The sequence below is a fragment of the Hansschlegelia sp. genome (assembly GCF_035538955.1).
Lineage (GTDB): Bacteria > Pseudomonadota > Alphaproteobacteria > Rhizobiales > Methylopilaceae > Methylopila.
In genome coordinates this window covers 154,296-170,745 of record NZ_DATLJK010000017.1, presented here as the reverse complement: position 1 = coordinate 170,745, position 16,450 = coordinate 154,296, and the positions used below count along the sequence as shown (strand labels likewise).

17 protein-coding genes are annotated in these 16,450 nt (G+C 68.2%); 7 read left to right on the top strand and 10 right to left on the bottom strand.

Annotated elements, in window-relative coordinates:
- Nucleotides 1-9 precede the first annotated feature (9 nt).
- A complete protein-coding gene (locus VM780_RS16825) occupies nucleotides 10-870 on the bottom strand; it encodes a 4-(cytidine 5'-diphospho)-2-C-methyl-D-erythritol kinase (RefSeq protein ID WP_325449425.1) in 861 nt (286 codons plus the stop codon).
- A 53-nt stretch (nucleotides 871-923) separates the two neighbouring features.
- A complete protein-coding gene (locus VM780_RS16820) occupies nucleotides 924-2,990 on the bottom strand; it encodes a tetratricopeptide repeat protein (protein ID WP_325449423.1) in 2,067 nt (688 codons plus the stop codon).
- A 250-nt stretch (nucleotides 2,991-3,240) separates the two neighbouring features.
- Here VM780_RS16820 and VM780_RS16815 point away from each other — a divergent pair, with 250 nt between their 5' ends.
- Nucleotides 3,241-4,947: a hypothetical protein gene (locus VM780_RS16815; RefSeq protein WP_325449422.1), complete on the top strand. Its 1,707-nt coding sequence runs from the start codon at nucleotides 3,241-3,243 to the stop codon at nucleotides 4,945-4,947.
- Here VM780_RS16815 and VM780_RS16810 read toward each other — a convergent pair whose 3' ends face one another.
- Nucleotides 4,948-5,877, bottom strand: coding sequence for a cation diffusion facilitator family transporter (locus VM780_RS16810; protein ID WP_325449421.1), 930 nt, complete (start codon nucleotides 5,875-5,877; stop codon nucleotides 4,948-4,950).
- A 127-nt stretch (nucleotides 5,878-6,004) separates the two neighbouring features.
- On the opposite strand from VM780_RS16810, the gene VM780_RS16805 reads away from it, so the two are divergent.
- Complete coding sequence (locus VM780_RS16805; RefSeq protein ID WP_325449419.1) at nucleotides 6,005-6,400, top strand: hypothetical protein; 396 nt, start codon at nucleotides 6,005-6,007, stop codon at nucleotides 6,398-6,400.
- A gap of 3 nt (nucleotides 6,401-6,403) precedes the next feature.
- On the opposite strand, the gene VM780_RS16800 is transcribed toward VM780_RS16805, so the two are convergent.
- Entirely contained in the window at nucleotides 6,404-6,784 is a 381-nt protein-coding gene (locus tag VM780_RS16800) for an FKBP-type peptidyl-prolyl cis-trans isomerase (RefSeq protein ID WP_325449720.1), read from the bottom strand.
- 204 nt (nucleotides 6,785-6,988) lie between these two features.
- Between VM780_RS16800 and VM780_RS16795 the strand changes: the two genes are divergently transcribed.
- Nucleotides 6,989-7,177, top strand: coding sequence for a hypothetical protein (locus VM780_RS16795; protein ID WP_325449417.1), 189 nt, complete (start codon nucleotides 6,989-6,991; stop codon nucleotides 7,175-7,177).
- A 3-nt stretch (nucleotides 7,178-7,180) separates the two neighbouring features.
- Here VM780_RS16795 and VM780_RS16790 read toward each other — a convergent pair whose 3' ends face one another.
- Nucleotides 7,181-7,660 (bottom strand): DUF3617 domain-containing protein, encoded by a 480-nt coding sequence (locus VM780_RS16790; protein ID WP_325449415.1) that lies wholly within the window; start codon nucleotides 7,658-7,660, stop codon nucleotides 7,181-7,183.
- Here VM780_RS16790 and VM780_RS16785 point away from each other — a divergent pair.
- The 3 genes from VM780_RS16785 to VM780_RS16775 all read left to right on the top strand — a co-directional run bounded on the left by VM780_RS16785 (nucleotide 7,638) and on the right by VM780_RS16775 (nucleotide 10,925).
- Nucleotides 7,638-8,420, top strand: a complete 783-nt coding sequence (locus VM780_RS16785) for a hypothetical protein (RefSeq protein WP_325449413.1) — start codon at nucleotides 7,638-7,640, stop codon at nucleotides 8,418-8,420. The two genes, VM780_RS16790 and VM780_RS16785, sit on opposite strands and share 23 nt — an antisense overlap.
- Nucleotides 8,421-9,385: 965 nt before the next feature.
- Nucleotides 9,386-9,751: a GIY-YIG nuclease family protein gene (locus VM780_RS16780; protein WP_414652841.1), complete on the top strand. Its 366-nt coding sequence runs from the start codon at nucleotides 9,386-9,388 to the stop codon at nucleotides 9,749-9,751.
- Between the two features lie 274 nt (nucleotides 9,752-10,025).
- The gene (locus tag VM780_RS16775; RefSeq protein ID WP_325449716.1) at nucleotides 10,026-10,925 is read left to right on the top strand and encodes a DUF3800 domain-containing protein; all 900 of its coding nucleotides are present in this window, start codon (nucleotides 10,026-10,028) and stop codon (nucleotides 10,923-10,925) included.
- Here the strand turns inward: VM780_RS16775 and VM780_RS16770 are convergent.
- From VM780_RS16770 to VM780_RS16760, 3 genes are all read right to left on the bottom strand, one after another.
- Nucleotides 10,910-12,577: an electron transfer flavoprotein-ubiquinone oxidoreductase gene (locus VM780_RS16770; RefSeq protein ID WP_325449714.1), complete on the bottom strand. Its 1,668-nt coding sequence runs from the start codon at nucleotides 12,575-12,577 to the stop codon at nucleotides 10,910-10,912. The two genes, VM780_RS16775 and VM780_RS16770, sit on opposite strands and share 16 nt — an antisense overlap.
- Before the next feature lie 112 nt (nucleotides 12,578-12,689).
- Complete coding sequence (locus VM780_RS16765; RefSeq protein WP_325449411.1) at nucleotides 12,690-12,863, bottom strand: hypothetical protein; 174 nt, start codon at nucleotides 12,861-12,863, stop codon at nucleotides 12,690-12,692.
- Nucleotides 12,864-12,942: 79 nt separating this feature from the next.
- A complete protein-coding gene (locus tag VM780_RS16760; protein ID WP_325449410.1) occupies nucleotides 12,943-14,004 on the bottom strand; it encodes a methyl-accepting chemotaxis protein in 1,062 nt (353 codons plus the stop codon).
- Nucleotides 14,005-14,311: 307 nt separating this feature from the next.
- Between VM780_RS16760 and VM780_RS16755 the strand changes: the two genes are divergently transcribed.
- Nucleotides 14,312-15,124, top strand: coding sequence for a uracil-DNA glycosylase (locus VM780_RS16755; RefSeq protein ID WP_325449409.1), 813 nt, complete (start codon nucleotides 14,312-14,314; stop codon nucleotides 15,122-15,124).
- A gap of 34 nt (nucleotides 15,125-15,158) precedes the next feature.
- On the opposite strand, the gene VM780_RS16750 is transcribed toward VM780_RS16755, so the two are convergent.
- Nucleotides 15,159-15,908: a glucose 1-dehydrogenase gene (locus VM780_RS16750; RefSeq protein ID WP_325449408.1), complete on the bottom strand. Its 750-nt coding sequence runs from the start codon at nucleotides 15,906-15,908 to the stop codon at nucleotides 15,159-15,161.
- 240 nt (nucleotides 15,909-16,148) lie between these two features.
- A complete protein-coding gene (locus tag VM780_RS16745; protein ID WP_325449407.1) occupies nucleotides 16,149-16,442 on the bottom strand; it encodes a helix-turn-helix domain-containing protein in 294 nt (97 codons plus the stop codon).
- Nucleotides 16,443-16,450: the final 8 nt, after the last annotated feature.

Below are 16,450 nucleotides of genomic sequence, written 5' to 3'. Positions count from 1 at the left end.
GCGCCTTCCTCACCTCAGCAGCGTGGGCCGGATCCACCATTCCGGCAGGCTGCTGCGCAGCGCGCGGGCGGCGCGGCGGGCGGAGCGGATGTCGTCGAACAGGCCGAACACGGTCGCGCCCGAACCGGACATGCGGGCGAGCAGACAATCCTCGGTCGCGGCGAGCGCCGCCACCCCTTTGACGACCGCGGGCTCAAGGGCGCGGGCGGGCGGTTCGAGATCATTGCGGCCAGCGGCGATCGCTGCGACCGCCGCGTCGAAGGTGGCGCCCGGTTCGGGAGACGGTTCGCCAAAACGCTCGCCGGGGGCGAGGCCGAGCCCGCGATAGACCGCGACGGTCGAGAGCGGCTTCAGCGGGTTTACGAGGACGGCGGCGAGCCGCGGCAGGTCGACAGGGACGAGTCCCTCGCCGCGGCCGCGCATCATGACCGCGCGGGAGCCGAGACACGCCGGCACGTCGGAGCCGGCGGCGGCGGCGGCTTCCGTGATGCGCGCGTCGTCCGGCGAAAGCCCGTTCGCCTCGCACAGCAGTCGGAGCGCGGCGCCGGCGTCGGCCGAGCCGCCGCCGAGGCCTGCCGCGACAGGCACGCGCTTGACGAGCGCGAAGCGGCCGAACCTCAGGCCCTCGATGCGTTCCGCCGCAGCGCGCGCCGCCTTCAGGACGAGATTGTCGTCCGACGGTCCTGCGGCCTCCGCGAACGGCCCTGCGACCGTCAGCGACAGCGGACCGTCCGGCTCAAGCGTCAGCGCATCGGCGGCGCAGCCCGCAAAAGCGACGAGGCTGTCGAGCTCATGAAATCCGTCGCGCCGCCGCCCGAGCACGTGCAGCGTCAGATTGACCTTGGCGGGGGCGCGGGCGCGAAGCAGCATCGCGCCTGCCTGTAACACCGGCTTAGCCGCTGCGTAAGCGCAGCGGCGTGCGATCAGCCGCCGTTCTTCTTGTCCGAAGCGTCTGCCGAGGCGTCAGTTTTCTTCTCGTCCGGCAACCCGTCCTTCAGCTTGGCCTCGATCTTCGGCAGTTCGGCCGCCTCCGGCTTGAGGTCCTTGGCGTGGCTCCACTGGAAGCGCGCCTCGAGCTTGCGGCCGACCCGCCAATAGGCGTCGCCGAGATGGTCGTTCATCACCGGATCCTGCGGACGCAGCTCGACAGCCCGCTCGAGCTCGCGCACCGCCTCGTCGAGCTTGCCGAGCCGGTAATAGGCCCAGCCCAGGCTGTCGACGATGTAGCCGTCGTCCGGCTTCAGCTCGACCGCCCGCTTGATGAGCTTCATGCCCTCGTCGAGGTTGATGCCCTGGTCGATCCAGGAATAGCCGAGATAGTTCATCACGAGCGGCTGCTCGGGCGACAGCTCCAGCGCCTTCGTCAGGTCGGCCTCGGCCTTCGGCCATTGCTTGGAGCGTTCATAGGCGATGCCGCGAACATAGTAGAGCGACCAGTTCGCCGAACTGAGCTTCGCGGCCGCGCCCTCCTGCGCCGCGGGCGCTTCAGCCGTGGTGGCCGCGTTCGGCGCGGCCTTCTGGTCGTTCGAGGCCATGTTGGCCTGCCGCGGCGGCAGCAGCAGCTTCTGGCCCGGCTTCAGCTCGTTCGACTTTTCCAGCGCGCCGCCATTGGCGCGCTCGGCGTCCGGCGTCCGGTTGAACTCGGCGAGCTCGCGCCACCGGCTCCGGTCGCCATAAACCTCCTTGGCGATGTCGGCGAGGGTCTCGCCTCCCTTCACCACATAGGTCGTCGGCTCCGCCGCCTTGCCGGGCGCTTCGCCGCCGGCGCTCGTCGGCGCCTCGATCAGCGCGACGGCGCGCGAATAGGTCTCGGCCGCCTCGGCGAACTGTTCGCGACCGCGCTGGATGTTGCCGAGCGCGATGATCGCTTCCTGGTCGGTCGGATCGGCGGCGATCAGCTTGGCGAGCTTGCTCCTCGCCTCGTCGCTCTTGTCGAGGCGGTCGAGATCCATCGCGCTCTGGATCTCGGCGTTGCGCTTGAGCGGCGACGATGACGGGACGCGCGCATAGGCGTCGATCGCCTGCTGGAACTGGTTCAGCTGGTCGTAGAGGTCGGCCAGCGTGACGAGCGCCATCGCATGACTGGGCTCGGCGTAGAGGGCCAGCTGCAGGTAGACGAGCGACAGATCCTCGCCCCCCTGCCGCGCCAGCGCGCCGCCGATGCCGTAAAGCACCTCGGCGACGCCGTCGCTGACGTCGCTTATCGGACGCCGCAGTTCGCCGCCCTCCTCGATTGCGGTCCGCGCCTCGCGGACCAGCGGGTGCCGCGGCGCGACCTTCTCGAAATCCGCGAGCAGCTTGAGCGCGCCGTCCTTGTCGCCGTTTCGCGCCCGGAACAGAGCCGCCGACTGCACGATGCGCAGCGCGCTGCCGTCTCCCGAAAGGGCCGCGTCGAAGCGCTTCCTGGCTTCGTCGCGCCGGCCGCCGAGATCGGCGACCAGTGCGGCGTGATAATCCCGGAACGTGCCGAAGAAGTCCGCGCCCTGCAGCTTGTCGATGCTGGCGAGCGCCTTGCCGGTCTGGTCGGAGCCGAGCCAGGCCCAGGCGGTCAGCAGATGATCGGTCAGGTCGGCGAGCGGGCCTTTGGCGCTTCGGGTCAGCTCCCGGCGCGCCGCGGCGTAATTGTGGGTCTTGATCCCACGCACCGCCAGCGCGAGCCGCGCCATGCGATTGCTTGGGTCCTTCGCGACCAGCCGCTCGGCGAGCCGCATCGCGCCGTCCGCGTCGCCCTCGACGAGCGTGAGCAGAAAGGTGCGCTCCAACAGCTCGGGATTACGCGGGTCGGACCGCAGCGCCGCCCGGAAATAGGCGGCGGCCGAGGCCGCGTCGCGTTCCGAGCCTGCGATGCGGCCAGCCAGATAATTTCCGGCGAGGGAGCTGCGCGACGCCGCGAGCTCGACCTCGGAAGCCGGCGCGGAGACGGCGGGGCCAGCGGCCAAAAGCGCGGCCACGACGGCGAAAGGCGCGGCGCGCCGATTGAGCAAGGTCACGTAGATCCGGTCCTCCGGGGCAGCGCCGCGTCGAGCGGCGTGGCGCGCAACATGAACCTCGCGAGCTAACGCCACAAGACGGGCGGAAATGCGGAGCGCGAGGCGCGGCGTCACGGCGCAGTCGCCGGTCGACGGCCGCCCGTTACCGCACAACCGCGTGACTTCGCTCCTCGAGACTTTCCGCGGGGCGCTCCCACGGTAAGTCTTCGCGTCTGCGTACGAATCATTTCGCAAGCGCGAAGGGGGGCCATTGGCGCGCGGACGGACATTCATCTCATGCGTCGCCGCAAGCTGGCTTCTGGCCAGCTCCTGGGCCGCGCCCGCGGCTGCGCAGCAATCCTGGCTCGCCGATTGGGCGGCTCAGAAACAGCTGGAGATCCACCCGGCGTCGCATGGCGACGCCGAGAATTTCAGCGCGCCTGTTCCGTTCGAGATCGCCCCCCGGATCCGCCGCGTGCTGACGCCGAGCGAGCAGGCCCGCGTCGACGCCACCGTCGCGCTTTACGCGACGACGATCGGCGGCAACGCCCCGAACAGCCTGCTGTGGAGCGGCATCGAAACTGCCAACCCGCTCACCCGGGACGAGGGCTACCGTTGGAACTCGCTCCGCGACCAGGGCCTGTTCGACCCCGACCGGCGCGCAAAGCTCATTTCCGAGGCGCAGAGTCTTGGGCTCGCCAACATCCGCATCGGACTGTCCAACCACGAGATCGACCTCGACGATCCATCAAGCTGGGCGGACCACGACGCCTTCGTCTCGGACCTCGCGAAGGCCGGGCTGAACCTCAGCCTCGACATCCATCATTTCGGCATCGAGGACCGCTTTCGGGTGACGGACGCGGCAGGCCGGACCATTCCCTCCGAGAGCTACTACCTCAATCCCGAATGGCCCGACTATTTCGCCCGCTTCGCCGCGGCCGCGTTCGCGCGCTACGGCGCGAGCATCAAGGCGGTGACGCTGATCAACGAGCCGGAGACCACCGTCGGCTTCAACAGCGAGATGTGGAATGGCGGCTTCCCGGGTTGGGGAGATCCGCGGCACGCCCACTTCTATGTCGAGCGCGCCTTTGCGCTGGCGCGCGCCGCGGTCAAGGCGCGCAGCGCGATCGCAGCCGAACTCCAGGGGTCCGGCCGGCGAGTGCTGTTCATGCACACCGAGGCCGCCGTCTACAAACCAGGGCGGCCGGACTTCAACCGTTTCGTGCGCTTCATGCCGAGCGACCTCATCCTCGGCCAGGGCTGGCTGATGAGCGCCGATCTAGAGGCGCTGTCGGACGCGTCGGTCACGACGCTCGACCGCCGCATCCGCCGAACGCCGGCGGCGCTGAAGACCTCGCTCGACTGGCTCGTCAGCGCCTATGTGCTGTCCACCCACAATCCGCAGGAACGCGAGGCAAGTCGGCTGCGGCTGGTGGAGCTGCTGCAAGGCTTGCGCGACCTGCACCTCGCGCTCGCTCGCGACTTCGGCGTCACAATGAAGACCGACACCGTGTTCGCGGCGGATTACTACGCCCACAACGAGGACGCCGATCCTCAAGGGCGGTGGCTCAATCCGGAGCCGCAACTCTATGCGGCGCAGATGCAGGACGGCGCCCGCCGCGGCCTCTACCCGCTGATCATCGACTACTACAATCACTACGGACTGCCGATGATGATCGGCGAGACCGGGACCCCGTTCTACGCCTACGGCGCACGCTGGCACGCGCAGTTGCTGCTGGAATGCGCGCAGGCGATGACCGAGGGGGTGCCGATGCTCGGCTACACGATCTATCCGCTGGTCGACACCCAGGGCTGGGAGACCGCCCTCTCGGTTCCGAAGTCGCAGACGACGGTGAACACCGGCGGCGTGCTGGACGTCGCGCTTGAGACGCGGCCTTTCATGCGGGCCCTGCTCCAGTCGCTCAACAACCAGACTGCCGAAAATCTGGAGAGATCTGCGCCGCAAAGCGTCCAGTGATCAGCCTGGCGTAAGCGCAACCCCGTCACGCGGGATCGGCCTCAGGAAGACCCGCGTGATTTCGGGATGCGCGGCCTCGATCCTGGCGCCCAGGTCGCGCGCGGTCTGCTCGACCTCGGCGGCGCCGAGTTCGTCCCTGATGTCGATCGAAGCGGCGAGCAGGATCTCGCGCGGCCCGAGATGCATCGTCAGCAGTTCGGGGGCCGCGGCGACCCTCGGATCATCCAGCAGGATGCGACGGACCTCCTCGCGCGTCTCCGGCGACGCCGCCTCTCCGGTGATCAGGCTCAGCGTCTCGCGCGAGAGAAAGATCGCGACCAGCACGAGCACGATTCCGATGCCGATCGAGCCCGCAGCGTCGAAAGCCGGCGCGTCGAACGCATAGGCGAGCGCGACGCAAACGAGCGCGATGCCGAGCCCGGCGAGCGCCGCCGCGTCCTCGCACAGCACCGCGAACACGCTCGGGTCCTTGCTGCGGCGGATCGCCTTCCAGGCCGAGATGTCCGGATAGGACGACCGGAGCTCGCGATAGGCGACGCGGAACGACAGCGCCTCGATCACGATGCTGACGGCGAGCGTCGCGAACGCCATCCAGGCGTCCGTCATAGGCTCCGGATCGGTGAGCTTGTGGACCCCCTCATAGATCGAGACTGCGCCGCCGAGCGCGAAGATCAGCATCGCCACCACGAAGGCCCAGAAATAGATCTCGATGCCATGGCCGAACGGATGGCGGGCGTCGGCGGGTCGCGCGGCGCGTTTGAGGCCGAGCAGCAGCAGGCCCTGGTTCACCGTGTCGACCAGCGAATGGACGCCTTCCGACAGCATCGCGCTGGACCCGGTCCAGAGCGCCGCCGCGAACTTCGTGACGGCGATCGCGAGATTGCCGGCGAGCGCGGCGTAGATGACGGTTGGCGATCCGTGCGCGGACATGAGGTCTCCGAAACCGGGCGGGGAGCGGAGGTATAGGGCGGCTGGCGCGCCGCGGGAGGGCGGGGCTGGACGCGCCGGCGCCGCGCGCCAAACCAAGGGCGACCCCCGACCCAGGAGCCCTCCCCAGATGCATCTGCCAGCTTCTCTCGTCCCGACCCGCCGCGAAGCCGAACGCGTCTCTACCGCGCTTGGCTGGCTGTCGCTCGCCCTCGGCGCGGTGGAGCTCGCCCGGCCCGGCGCGCTCGCCCGTTCGATCGGCCTGCCGCGCAGCCGGACCCTGCTGCGGGGTCTCGGCATGCGCGAGGTTGCGGCCGGCGCCGGCATTTTCGGGACCCGCAGCCGGCTTGGCCGCTCGCTGGCCGTGTGGGCGCGGGTCGCCGGCGACATGATGGACTTCTGGGCGCTCGGCCCGGCGCTCTCCCGGCGCAATCCGAAGCGCAATGCCGCGATGGCGGCGGTCGCCGTGGTGGCCGCCGTCACCGTGATCGACGTGCTGTGCGCCGCCGCCTTGTCGGAGGACTGACGCCTATTTGGCGTCGAGCAGCTCGACGTCGAAGATCAGCGTGGCGTTCGGCGGGATCACGCCGCCGGCGCCCTGCGCGCCATAGCCGAGCTCCGGCGGGATGATCAGCGTGCGCTTGCCGCCGACCTTCATGCCGGCGACGCCCTCGTCCCAGCCGGGAATGACGTTGCCGACGCCGAGCCGGAACGTGAAGGGCTGGCCGCGATCGACCGAGGAGTCGAACTTCTTGCCCTTCTGGCCGCCTTCGTCGAGCCAGCCGGTGTAGTGCACCGTCACCGCATTGCCGGCCTTGGCGGCCGCGCCGGAGCCGACCTGGGTCTCCTGGATCTTCAGCCCCGAGGCGGTGGTGGTGGTCTGCTGGGCGGCGGCCGGAGCGACCGCCATGGCCAGAAGGCCTGCGGCGGCGGCGAAGCTTGCGAGCGCGAAATTCATACCCGGTGTTCCTCCTTGGTGATGTCCGGCGCGCATATAGCGCCTTTGACCGCGGCGTCGCGACGCCGCTCACGGGGGCGTCACGGAACCAGTCGCGCTTCCGGCGCCTTCTAGGACGAGGGCCGCCGCGGGCGGCCGCAGTCTGGAGGATATCGCATGGCCAACGGAGCCGGAGACCTTTGGGGCCTGATGACCGTGGTCGGCGTCGTCATCCTGGGAATCGTGATCGCCTATGCGATGATCCGCAACCGCCGCATGACGCCGCAGGAAAAAGGCATTTCGGAGCGTGCGACCGACCGGGTCTACGACCAGGAAGCCCGCGACCCCGCCAACCGCAACGCCTGACGGTCAGTTCGCCGGGCCGACATGGATCGTGGTCCCGTTCGGCAGAACGACGTCGCCCGGCGTCTGGCCCGGCTCGCACTCGCCGAGCCGACGGGCCTCGATCGCGGTTGAGAACCGGCGTTCGCCGCCGCCCTCGAGACCGGTCAGCGTGCTGGTCGCCTCGGCGCGCGCCCAGGTCTCGAAATCGCCGGTGACGACGATCTTGTTGTCGACCGTCATGCCGCCGGACTTGCAGATCGCGCCGGCCACATAGCCTTCGGGCGTCTCGCGAAAATCGTCGTTGCGGCAGGTCTGGCCGGTCATCGCCTGCCGGACCAGCCGGTCGGTCGCGGCGTCGATGCATTCACGCGCGCCGCTCCTGCCCGCATTGGTGATCGTGGTGGTCTCCCACAGCCCCGGCGCGCGCTTTGGCGGCGAGGCGGCCTCCGCGGCGCCGGCCGAGCCGACGAGGACGAGGACGGTGAAGGCTGCGGTCGGCTTCATCGGCACGAATCCCCTGCGCGGCTTCCCACCCGAAAGCCTTTTTTGGATGTACGGCGGCGCCGGCTCCGCGGCAATGCCGGCCGTGGCGCGCAACCGCTGGCCGCGTATGATCGGCCACATGACGCCCGCCTCCGCCCCGGCCGAAGATCCCAAAGCAGTCCTGCACCGCATCGCCGCCATCGCGGCGCTTGGCGTCGCGCTCGCTTTCGGGATCCAGATCCTGATCGTGGCCGCGAAACTCCTCCTTGGCGGCTACGTGGCCCGGCCGCTGCTGCCGCTCGACCTCGCCTCCGGCGTCGCCTGGTCGGTGGTGGTGTGCCTGGCGACCGGGATCGGCGTTTCCGTGCTGCGCGCCGCGCCCACGGTCTCGGGGCTCATCGCCGCCCTGTTCGCGCCGCTCGCGGTCGCGGCCTCCAGGGCCGCGAACCAGATGATGTCGGCGGCGATCGGGGTCATCGGAAAGCAGGCGGCCGTGTCGCTCGTGACGCTCGCCGGGCTGAAGGCGCTGGAATACGGCCTTCTGGGCTTTTTGCTCGCCCGCCTCGCGCAGAGCGGCGAAACCCGCTTCGCCCGCTTCGCCGGAACCGGGCTCGGCCTCGGAATCGTGTTCGCCGGCGTCGCGCTCTGGATCCGGCTCGCCGCCGGGACCGCCCCCGCCGCCGAGATCGCCGCGACCGCGATCAACGAGGTGATTTTCCCCGCCGGCTGCGCCGCCGTCGTCTATGTCGGCCGCATGATGGCCCGCGCGGGAAGCGGCTGAGCCTCCCTGCTGCACCCCCCCCCCGGGCCGCAGGCTCCGGCCCATGAAGCTCCCCTCGCGTCCGGGCCTTGAGCCGGGACCCAGAACCGGCGCCGTGCGCAGAACACCCTCCGCCTTCCTCACTCTCGTCATGCCCGCCTTCGCGGGCGTCCACGACTTGCCTTCAGCTGCGCCGGTTTGGCCCCAAGTCGTGGATACCCGCGCGAAGGCGCGGGCATGACGGCGGAGGTTCGGGCGCACGACGGCGGACGCGCGGCATCCGCCGGGTCGCACGGCGCAAAATCCTCATCCGGTTCAAACAGCGACAGCGGAAGGCGCGGAGCGCCGGGCCACCGTTGGTTTTACGCGTATTTTGGCCGGTCGCCCGGCGCTCCACGCGCGGCGGCTTGTTCATCGGATGCGGAAGCCGCGCTCCGGTCGCGGGCGGCCCGTAGCCCCCTTGGGGGCCGGTCCCTTTGCGGATCCTGGACCTTGCCGCCTCCGAGGAAGCGCCTTGGTCCAAAACCCATCCCGCGCCTTAAGGCGCTCGACGGCGCGGCCCCGTCCTAGTGCGGGGCGGGCGGCCTATGATCCTCGAAGGTCAGCCGAAGCTTCCCGCCAAGGCCCGCAGCCGACGTCCCGGGACCGCGAGCTCCGGTGCTCGCAGGCGCAGGCGCCGCTCCTCCCCCGCATGGCCGGCCGGTCCGGACACGCCTTCCTGTCGGGGAAGGACTTTTGGAGGAAAGCACGTGGGAGGGGAGATGTCAAGGAATAAAAGCCTATATCCGTCGCCAACTCTCGACCGTCATGCCCGCCTTCGCGGGCATCCACGACTTACCTCCAGCGCCGCCTCACGACCAAGTCGTGGATACCCGCGCGAAGGCGCGGGCATGACGAGGACGCCGTCGCGCCACGATCCTCTGCCGTCATGCCCGTCTTCGGGCATCCACGACTTCCTTTCCTCCGCAGCGCCTCATGATCAAGTCGTGGATACCCGCGCAAAGGCGCGGGCACAGCGGGAGGCGCTTGCGTCCCATTCGAAGCCGCCTGACCATCGGGCCATGCGCTTCTCCTTCGTCTACCTCATGACGAACCAGCCGAACGGCGTGCTCTATGTCGGCGTCACCTCCGACCTCGTGCGCCGCGTGGCGCAGCACCGCTCCGGGCTGATCGAAGGCTTCACCAAGCGCTATGGCCTGAAGACGCTCGTGTGGTTCGAGACCCACCAGGACATCGTCGCCGCAATCGCGCGCGAGAAGGAGATCAAGCACTGGACCCGGACCCGTAAGGTTCGGCTGATCCACGAGGCTAATCCCGCTTGGCACGACATGTGGCCGGACATCTCGGCGTGACGTGAGCCGACGCTTCCCCGTCATGCCCGCCTTCGCGGGCATCCACGACTTCCTTCCAACCGCGCCGCCTTACGCTCAAGTCGTGGATACCCGGCCTGCGGCCGGGCATGACGAGGGGCTCGGTCGCACCTGATCTTGAGCCGTCATGCCCGTCTTCGCGGGCGTACACGGCTCCTTCAGCTTACTTGGGGCGAAGTCTTGCTTGAATGTGCGGACAAACTACGCCTAGCATCTGGGACTAGGTGAACTTGCCTTGCGCTAGACCGGGTGTCGCATTTCGATTGGTTTTTCGCTCTTCATCGACGAGGCAGGCGATGAAGGCATCGACAGGGTGAGGCCGATTGATCCGGACGGGGCTCCGGAGTACTTCGTTATGTGCGGCTTATTAGTAAGGTCCAATAGACTTCCAGAGCTTTCAGACCACCTTAACAAAATGAAGGCTGAAGTTGCGCTATCGTCTTCGACAGAAATCCATTTCAGGGATCTTGAGCAAGAAATCCAGCTAAAACTTCTGTCTGGATTAGGTGCATTCAAATGCGGCATTATTGCTGTCGTCTCCAACAAGAGGAATATGAGACGGTATCGCAATCGGCGGATCGAGCGAAAGTTGAATGAGATCGACGGCAAGGGCCGAATACGACCCCAGAGAAATAGCTGGTTCTATAATCATATATTCAGATATCTTCTCGAAAGAGCAAGCGCTGAGTGCAATCGCGTGACCCAGGCTGCATACGGTGAAGTTCGGACGATCAATGTGATTTTCGCTCAGAAGAGGGGATTCAATTACGCTCAGTCCCGGGCATATCTAGAGAAGTTGCGCGTCGAAAGACACGACCGCAGCTATTTCAACAACAAGCAACAAATTACGTGGAGCGTAGTTGACCCGATGGCGGTCGTTAGTGCGCGCCCCAAGACCACACCCGGGCTCCAGCTGGCTGATTGCGCCGCCAGCGGGATACATCGTGCTATTGACGAAGATTGGTATGGCTGCGCTCGGCCGGACTATCTGGAGGCGCTCGTCCCACGACTTCTGCAAAGAGAAGGTTCGGCCAAGAATTTCGGGTTTACATTGTTACCCGAGAATTTTTCCGATCCCTTATCGGATACCCAACGGAAGGCTTTAGCGCTCGTGGGGTACAGATTGCGACACAGTTCCCGTCACATCCCCGAATAGTTCGGGCCTCCCCCGCCTTCCGGAGCGACCCAGACGATATTCTGATTCGGGTCCTTGATGTCGCAGGTCTTGCAGTGGACGCAGTTCTGGGCGTTGATCTGGTACTTGGGCTCAGGCCCCTCCTCCAGCCACTCATAGACGCCCGCTGGGCAGTAGCGCTGCGACAGGCCGGCGTAGACGTCGTGCTCGGATGACTTCTGCAGCGACAAATCCTTCACCCGGAGGTGCACGGGCTGGTGCTCCTCGTGATTGGTGTTGGACAGGAAGACCGAGGACAGCCGGTCGAAGGAGATCTCGCCGTCCGGCTTCGGATAGGCGATGCGCTGGCACTCGCTGGCGGGCTTGGTGGCGGCGTAGTCCGGCTTGCCGTGCGGCAGCGTGCCGAACAGTTTTAGGCCGAACTGTTCGGCCCACATCGCCGCGCCGCCCAGCATCACGCCGAGGCGGGTGCCGTATTTCGACCAGAGCGGCTTGACGTTGCGCACCGGGCGCAGATCGGCGCCGACCGGGCTGTTGCGCCAGGCGTCCTCGTAGGACGACAGCTCGTCATGGGCGCGGTCGGACTTGAGGGCCTCAAAAATGTGCTCGGCGGCGAGCTTGCCGGTCAGCACCGCATTGTGGCTGCCCTTGATCCGCGGGACGTTCACGAAGCCCGCCGCGCAGCCGACCAGCGCGCCGCCGGGGAAGGCGAGCTTCGGGACCGACTGGAAGCCGCCCTCGGTGATGGCGCGCGCGCCATAGGAGAGCCGCTTGCCGCCCTCCAGCGTCGGGCGCACCGAGGGGTGCTGCTTGAAGCGCTGGAACTCCTCGAAGGGCGAGAGGTACGGGTTTTCGTAGTTCAGATGAACCACGAAGCCGATCGCCACCAGATCCTCGCCGTAATGGTAGAGGAACGAGCCGCCGCCGGTCTTGTCGTCGAGCGGCCAGCCGAAGGAATGCTGCACCAGGCCGGGCTTGTGCTTCTCGGGCGCGACGCGCCACAGCTCCTTGAGGCCGAGGCCATACTTCTGGGGCTCGCGCCCCTCATGCAGCGCGAATTTCTCGATCAGCGCCTTGGAAAGCTGGCCGCGCGCGCCCTCGGCGAAGATCGTGTACTTGCCGCGCAGCTCCATGCCGCGGGTGAAGTTCGGGCCGGGCGTTCCGTCGCGGTTCACCCCCATGTCGCCGGTCGCGACGCCGACCACCGCGCCGTCTTCGCCGAACAGAACCTCATTGGCCGCAAAGCCCGGATAGATCTCGACGCCGAGCGCCTCGGCCTTGGCGCCCAGCCAGCGGCAGACATCGCCCAGCGAGACGATGAAATTGCCGTGGTTCGACAGGATTTTGGGCATGCCGAAATTCGGCAGACGCAGCGCCTTGGCTTCAGTGAGGTAGAGGAAGCGGTCGTCCGTCACCTCGGTGCGGGCGAAGCTCTCGGGCTCGTCGCGCCAGCCGGGCAGCAGCGCGTCGAGGCCGACCGGGTCGACCACCGCGCCGGACAGGATGTGGGCGCCGACCTCAGAACCCTTTTCGAGCACGACGACGGAAATGTTCTCGTCGAGCTGCTTGAGGCGGATCGCGACGGCGAGGCCTGCGGGCCCGGCGCCGACCACGACCACGTCGTAGTCCATGGCCTCGCGCTCGGGCAGTTCCGCCATGCTCTCGTCCGCCATGTCCCGCGTCTCCTCACGCTCGTCGCCTGGAACCGTTCGCATCTGCTGCGCTGCGAAACTAGGGCGACATTCGTCCGAGAAAGCGCGTCCTTAGGCGGAGAAGGCGAGCAAGTTATTTCGGGTTTTCGCGCGTCAGCCGCTCGCGCTGGCGCTCGAGCTCCTTCTTGAGCTCCTCCTTGTTGACGCCGGCGCGCTGCTCGGGCGTGCGCGGCGTCGGGTCTTCCGGGCGCGTCGCGTTGAAGGCGTCCGCGGGGGCGTGGTCGGTCTTAGCCGGCTGGTTCGCCATGGCTCATCTCCTGGCCTTGCGCGGCCTGTGCGGCCGCAAGGGAGCAGGAGGCTAGCGCGGCGCGCGGCCGCGGCGAGGCCTATTCGGGCGTCTGCTCGATCACGCCGTACCAGCCGAGGCCGCGATAGGTCTCGTAGCCGGGCGTGCGGTGGAACGCGATCAGATGGCCCGCGGCGTCGAGATAGCTGCCGCTCTCGCGGCCTTCGGTCTTGAGCGGGAAGCGCTCGGTCAGCGCGCCGCGGCCGTCGGAGGCGGCGATCACCCGGTCGGCCGCGTCGACCAGCAGCACGCGCGAGCGGCGCGCCTCGGCCGGGTCGAGCCGCACGCCGGTGACGACCGAGCGGGCCTGAGGCTGCCAGTCGAAATGGATCGCCAGCACGCCGGTGACGCGGCCGTCGACGGCCCCGCCCTCGCGCACCGTCGCCACATAGGTCGCGACCTCGGCCCCGCCGAGCTTGTCGCAGGCCTCGATGTCCGCGACCGCGAACTCGTCGCCCGAGGCGAGCCCGCGGCCGAGCGCGAACCAGCGCTTCTGCGAGACGTCGGCGCCCACGACGCTGAAGCGGTCCGGCCGGCCGTTGGCGATCACGCGGCCCTTCAGGTCGCAGAGCCAGAGGTCGAGATAGACCGTGTAGGACGACAGGATCACGCCGAGCCGCTGGCTGGCGTAGGCGCAGGCGGCCGGCGTCGGCTCGCGCGCGCAGTCGACCACGGCGCTGTCGGTCGCCCACCAGCGCACGTCGCAGGTCCGCTCATAGAGGTTGCGGTCGATGATCTCGACCGCGTTGAGCGCGAGGTCGACGAGCCGCTCGCTGCGCGCCGCGCCGGCGAGCGCCGTGACCGCCTCGCGCAGCGAGTCGACGCGCTCGGTGAGGTCGACGCCGAGGCCCTGCGCCAGGCGCTGGATCTCGCTCGCGACGATCTTGACCTCCTGGGCGACGACCGAGAAGCCCGCGCCCTTGTCGCCCGCATGCGCCGCCTCGATCAACGCGTTGAGCGCCAGCAGGTGCATGCGATGCGTAATGTTGTGGATCGCCGTGATGTTGGCCGAAGCCGTGTTCTTCAGCTCGGCCGCCGAATCCCCCACCACCGTCGAAAGCGACTGGTTCCCGCTGGCCTCCGCCCGCGCTAAATTCTGCATCGCACACCTCCGATGTTGCGCTGCGGAATCTGTCCCATATTGGTTATCCGACAGTTACGGCGCGAATAGTCTGCGGATGGTATTCTTGCTGACGAGCCGATTTGTCGCAGATGCTGTGTTCGGCCGGCGCGTAAGGGAGTCTAGCGAAGCAACGGCATAGTTTTATTGCTGCGTCATGTATCTTTTATGGGCGTTCGCTCAATGTTTAGGCGGCTTCGCAGTATGACTGGGCGGGCGAGCCGCCCAAACGCCGGGCGGTCGGTTCCGTCTGAAGGACAGCGTCGGCCGCGGCGCCTATAATGGCCGCATGACGCTGCCCCTGCCCTCTCGCGACGATCTGCGCGCGCTGCTCGAATGGCAGCTCGCAATGGGCGCCGACGTCGCGATCGAGGAAGTCCCGCAGGATCGCTTCGCGGCCGACGCCGCGCGCTCGAAACGGCCGGCGGCCGCGACGCCGCAGCCGATGCCTGCGCCCTCGCCCGCCGCGCTGCTCGCGACGCCTGACGAGTCGATCTCCGCCGCGCGCGAGGCGGCCGCCTCCGCGGCCACGCTCGACGAACTCCGCCAGATTCTCGAAAGCTTCGAGGGCTGCGCGCTCAAGGCGACCGCCAGCCGCACCGTGTTCGCCGATGGCGCGCCCGGCGCGCGGCTGATGCTGGTCGGCGAGGCGCCGGGCCGCGAGGAGGACCTTTCGGGCCTGCCCTTCGTGGGTCGCTCCGGGCAGTTGCTCGACCGCATGCTGGCGGCGATCGGGCTCGACCGCTCCTCGGTCTACATCGCCAACGTCATTCCGTGGCGCCCGCCCGGCAACCGCACGCCGACCCCGCAGGAGACCGAGACCTGCCTGCCCTTCATCCGGCGCCAGATCGAGCTGTGCGATCCGGACATACTGGTCGCGCTCGGCGGCGCCTCGGCGCAGAGCCTGTTCCGCGCCCGCGACGGCATTCTCAAGCTGCGCGGCAAGTGGCTCGACTACGACATCGGCGGCCGGCCCGCCAAGGCGATGGCGACGCTGCACCCCGCCTATCTGCTGCGCAGCCCGGCGCAGAAGAAGTTTGCCTGGCGCGATCTCAAGGCGATCCGCCGCGCGCTCCAGGAGACGCCGCCGCGGCGGGCCTGAGGGGCGGCCGCGCTTTGAGGCGCGGCCGCCTGGCTCAGCGCTGGCCGCCAGAGGCCAGAATGGCTGCGCCGGTCACCCAGCTCGACTGGTCGGAGGCGAGGAACAGCACGACCTTGGCGATGTCCTCCGGCGCGCCGATGCGGCCGAGCGGCGTCGAGGCGATCATCTGCTGCTCGAATTCGCTGCCCTTCACGCCCGCGGTCACGAAACCTTCGGTCTCGGTGCCGCCGGGGTTCACGGCGTTGACCCTGATGTTGCGGGGGCCGAGTTCCGCGGCGAGCGAGCGGGTGATGGAGTCGAGCGCCGCCTTGGTGGCGGAATAGACCGACGTCGTCGGATAGGCCGCCGTGCTGGCGACCGACGATACGTTGATCACGCTGCCGCCGTTCGGCCCGAAGTGCTTGAGCGCTTCGCGGGTGGCGAGCAGCGGCCCGAGCACGTTGACGTCGAACTGGCGTCGGTACTGTTCCTCCGTCACCTCCTCGAGCGCTGCGAACTGGTAGACGCCGGCGTTGTTGACCAGCACGTCGAGCTCGCCAAACGCCTTCGCGGTCTCGTCGAACAGCCGTCTCACGTCGGCGGCTTTCGACATGTCGGCATGGACCGCAACTGCGCGACCGCCTTTCGCGGTGATCTCGGCGACGACCTTTTCGGCGCCCGCTTTATCGGAGGCGTAGTTCACCACCACCGCCGCGCCGGCGGCGCCAAGAACCTTCGCGATGCCGGCGCCGATGCCCTTGGACGCCCCGGTCACGATCGCCGTTTTGCCTGTCAGTTCGCTCATCCGTGTTCCCCTTGAGGAGCTGTTTCGTTTCGACGATTAGATGAGTGTCGAAGTGACAGACGCAAGAGGCGGCTCGGCAGAATTCGGGAACAGGCGGAGCGGTGGTGAGGCGCAGGATTCGCGACGGCATGCCGCTCCGCATCCAAGCACCCGTCCCGTTCGCTGGCGACGGAACCTGCGGGTCGGGTCCGAGCGTGGCGAGGCTTCAGACGGCGCAGCAGGCGCCGCCGGAAGGAGAACTCAGATTTCCGAAAGCCGCTTCAGATAGGCGGCGAGCACGTCGCGACGGAGCGCCAGATTGGCGAACTTGCCCTCGCGCACGATCTCGATGAGCCCGGCGGTCTCGAGCTCCTTGACGTGATGGGAGAGCGTGGCGGCGCTGATCTCCTGCGCCTCATGCAGGGCGCTGCAGGGCGTCGCGGCGTCGCACGCGCCAAGCTCCCTGAGGATCTGCACGCGCCGCGGCTCGGCGAGCGCGCGCGCGATCCGCTCGAACTGACGGTCCGAGAGCTCCAGGTCTGCCGGCTGTTCCATGCCGACTA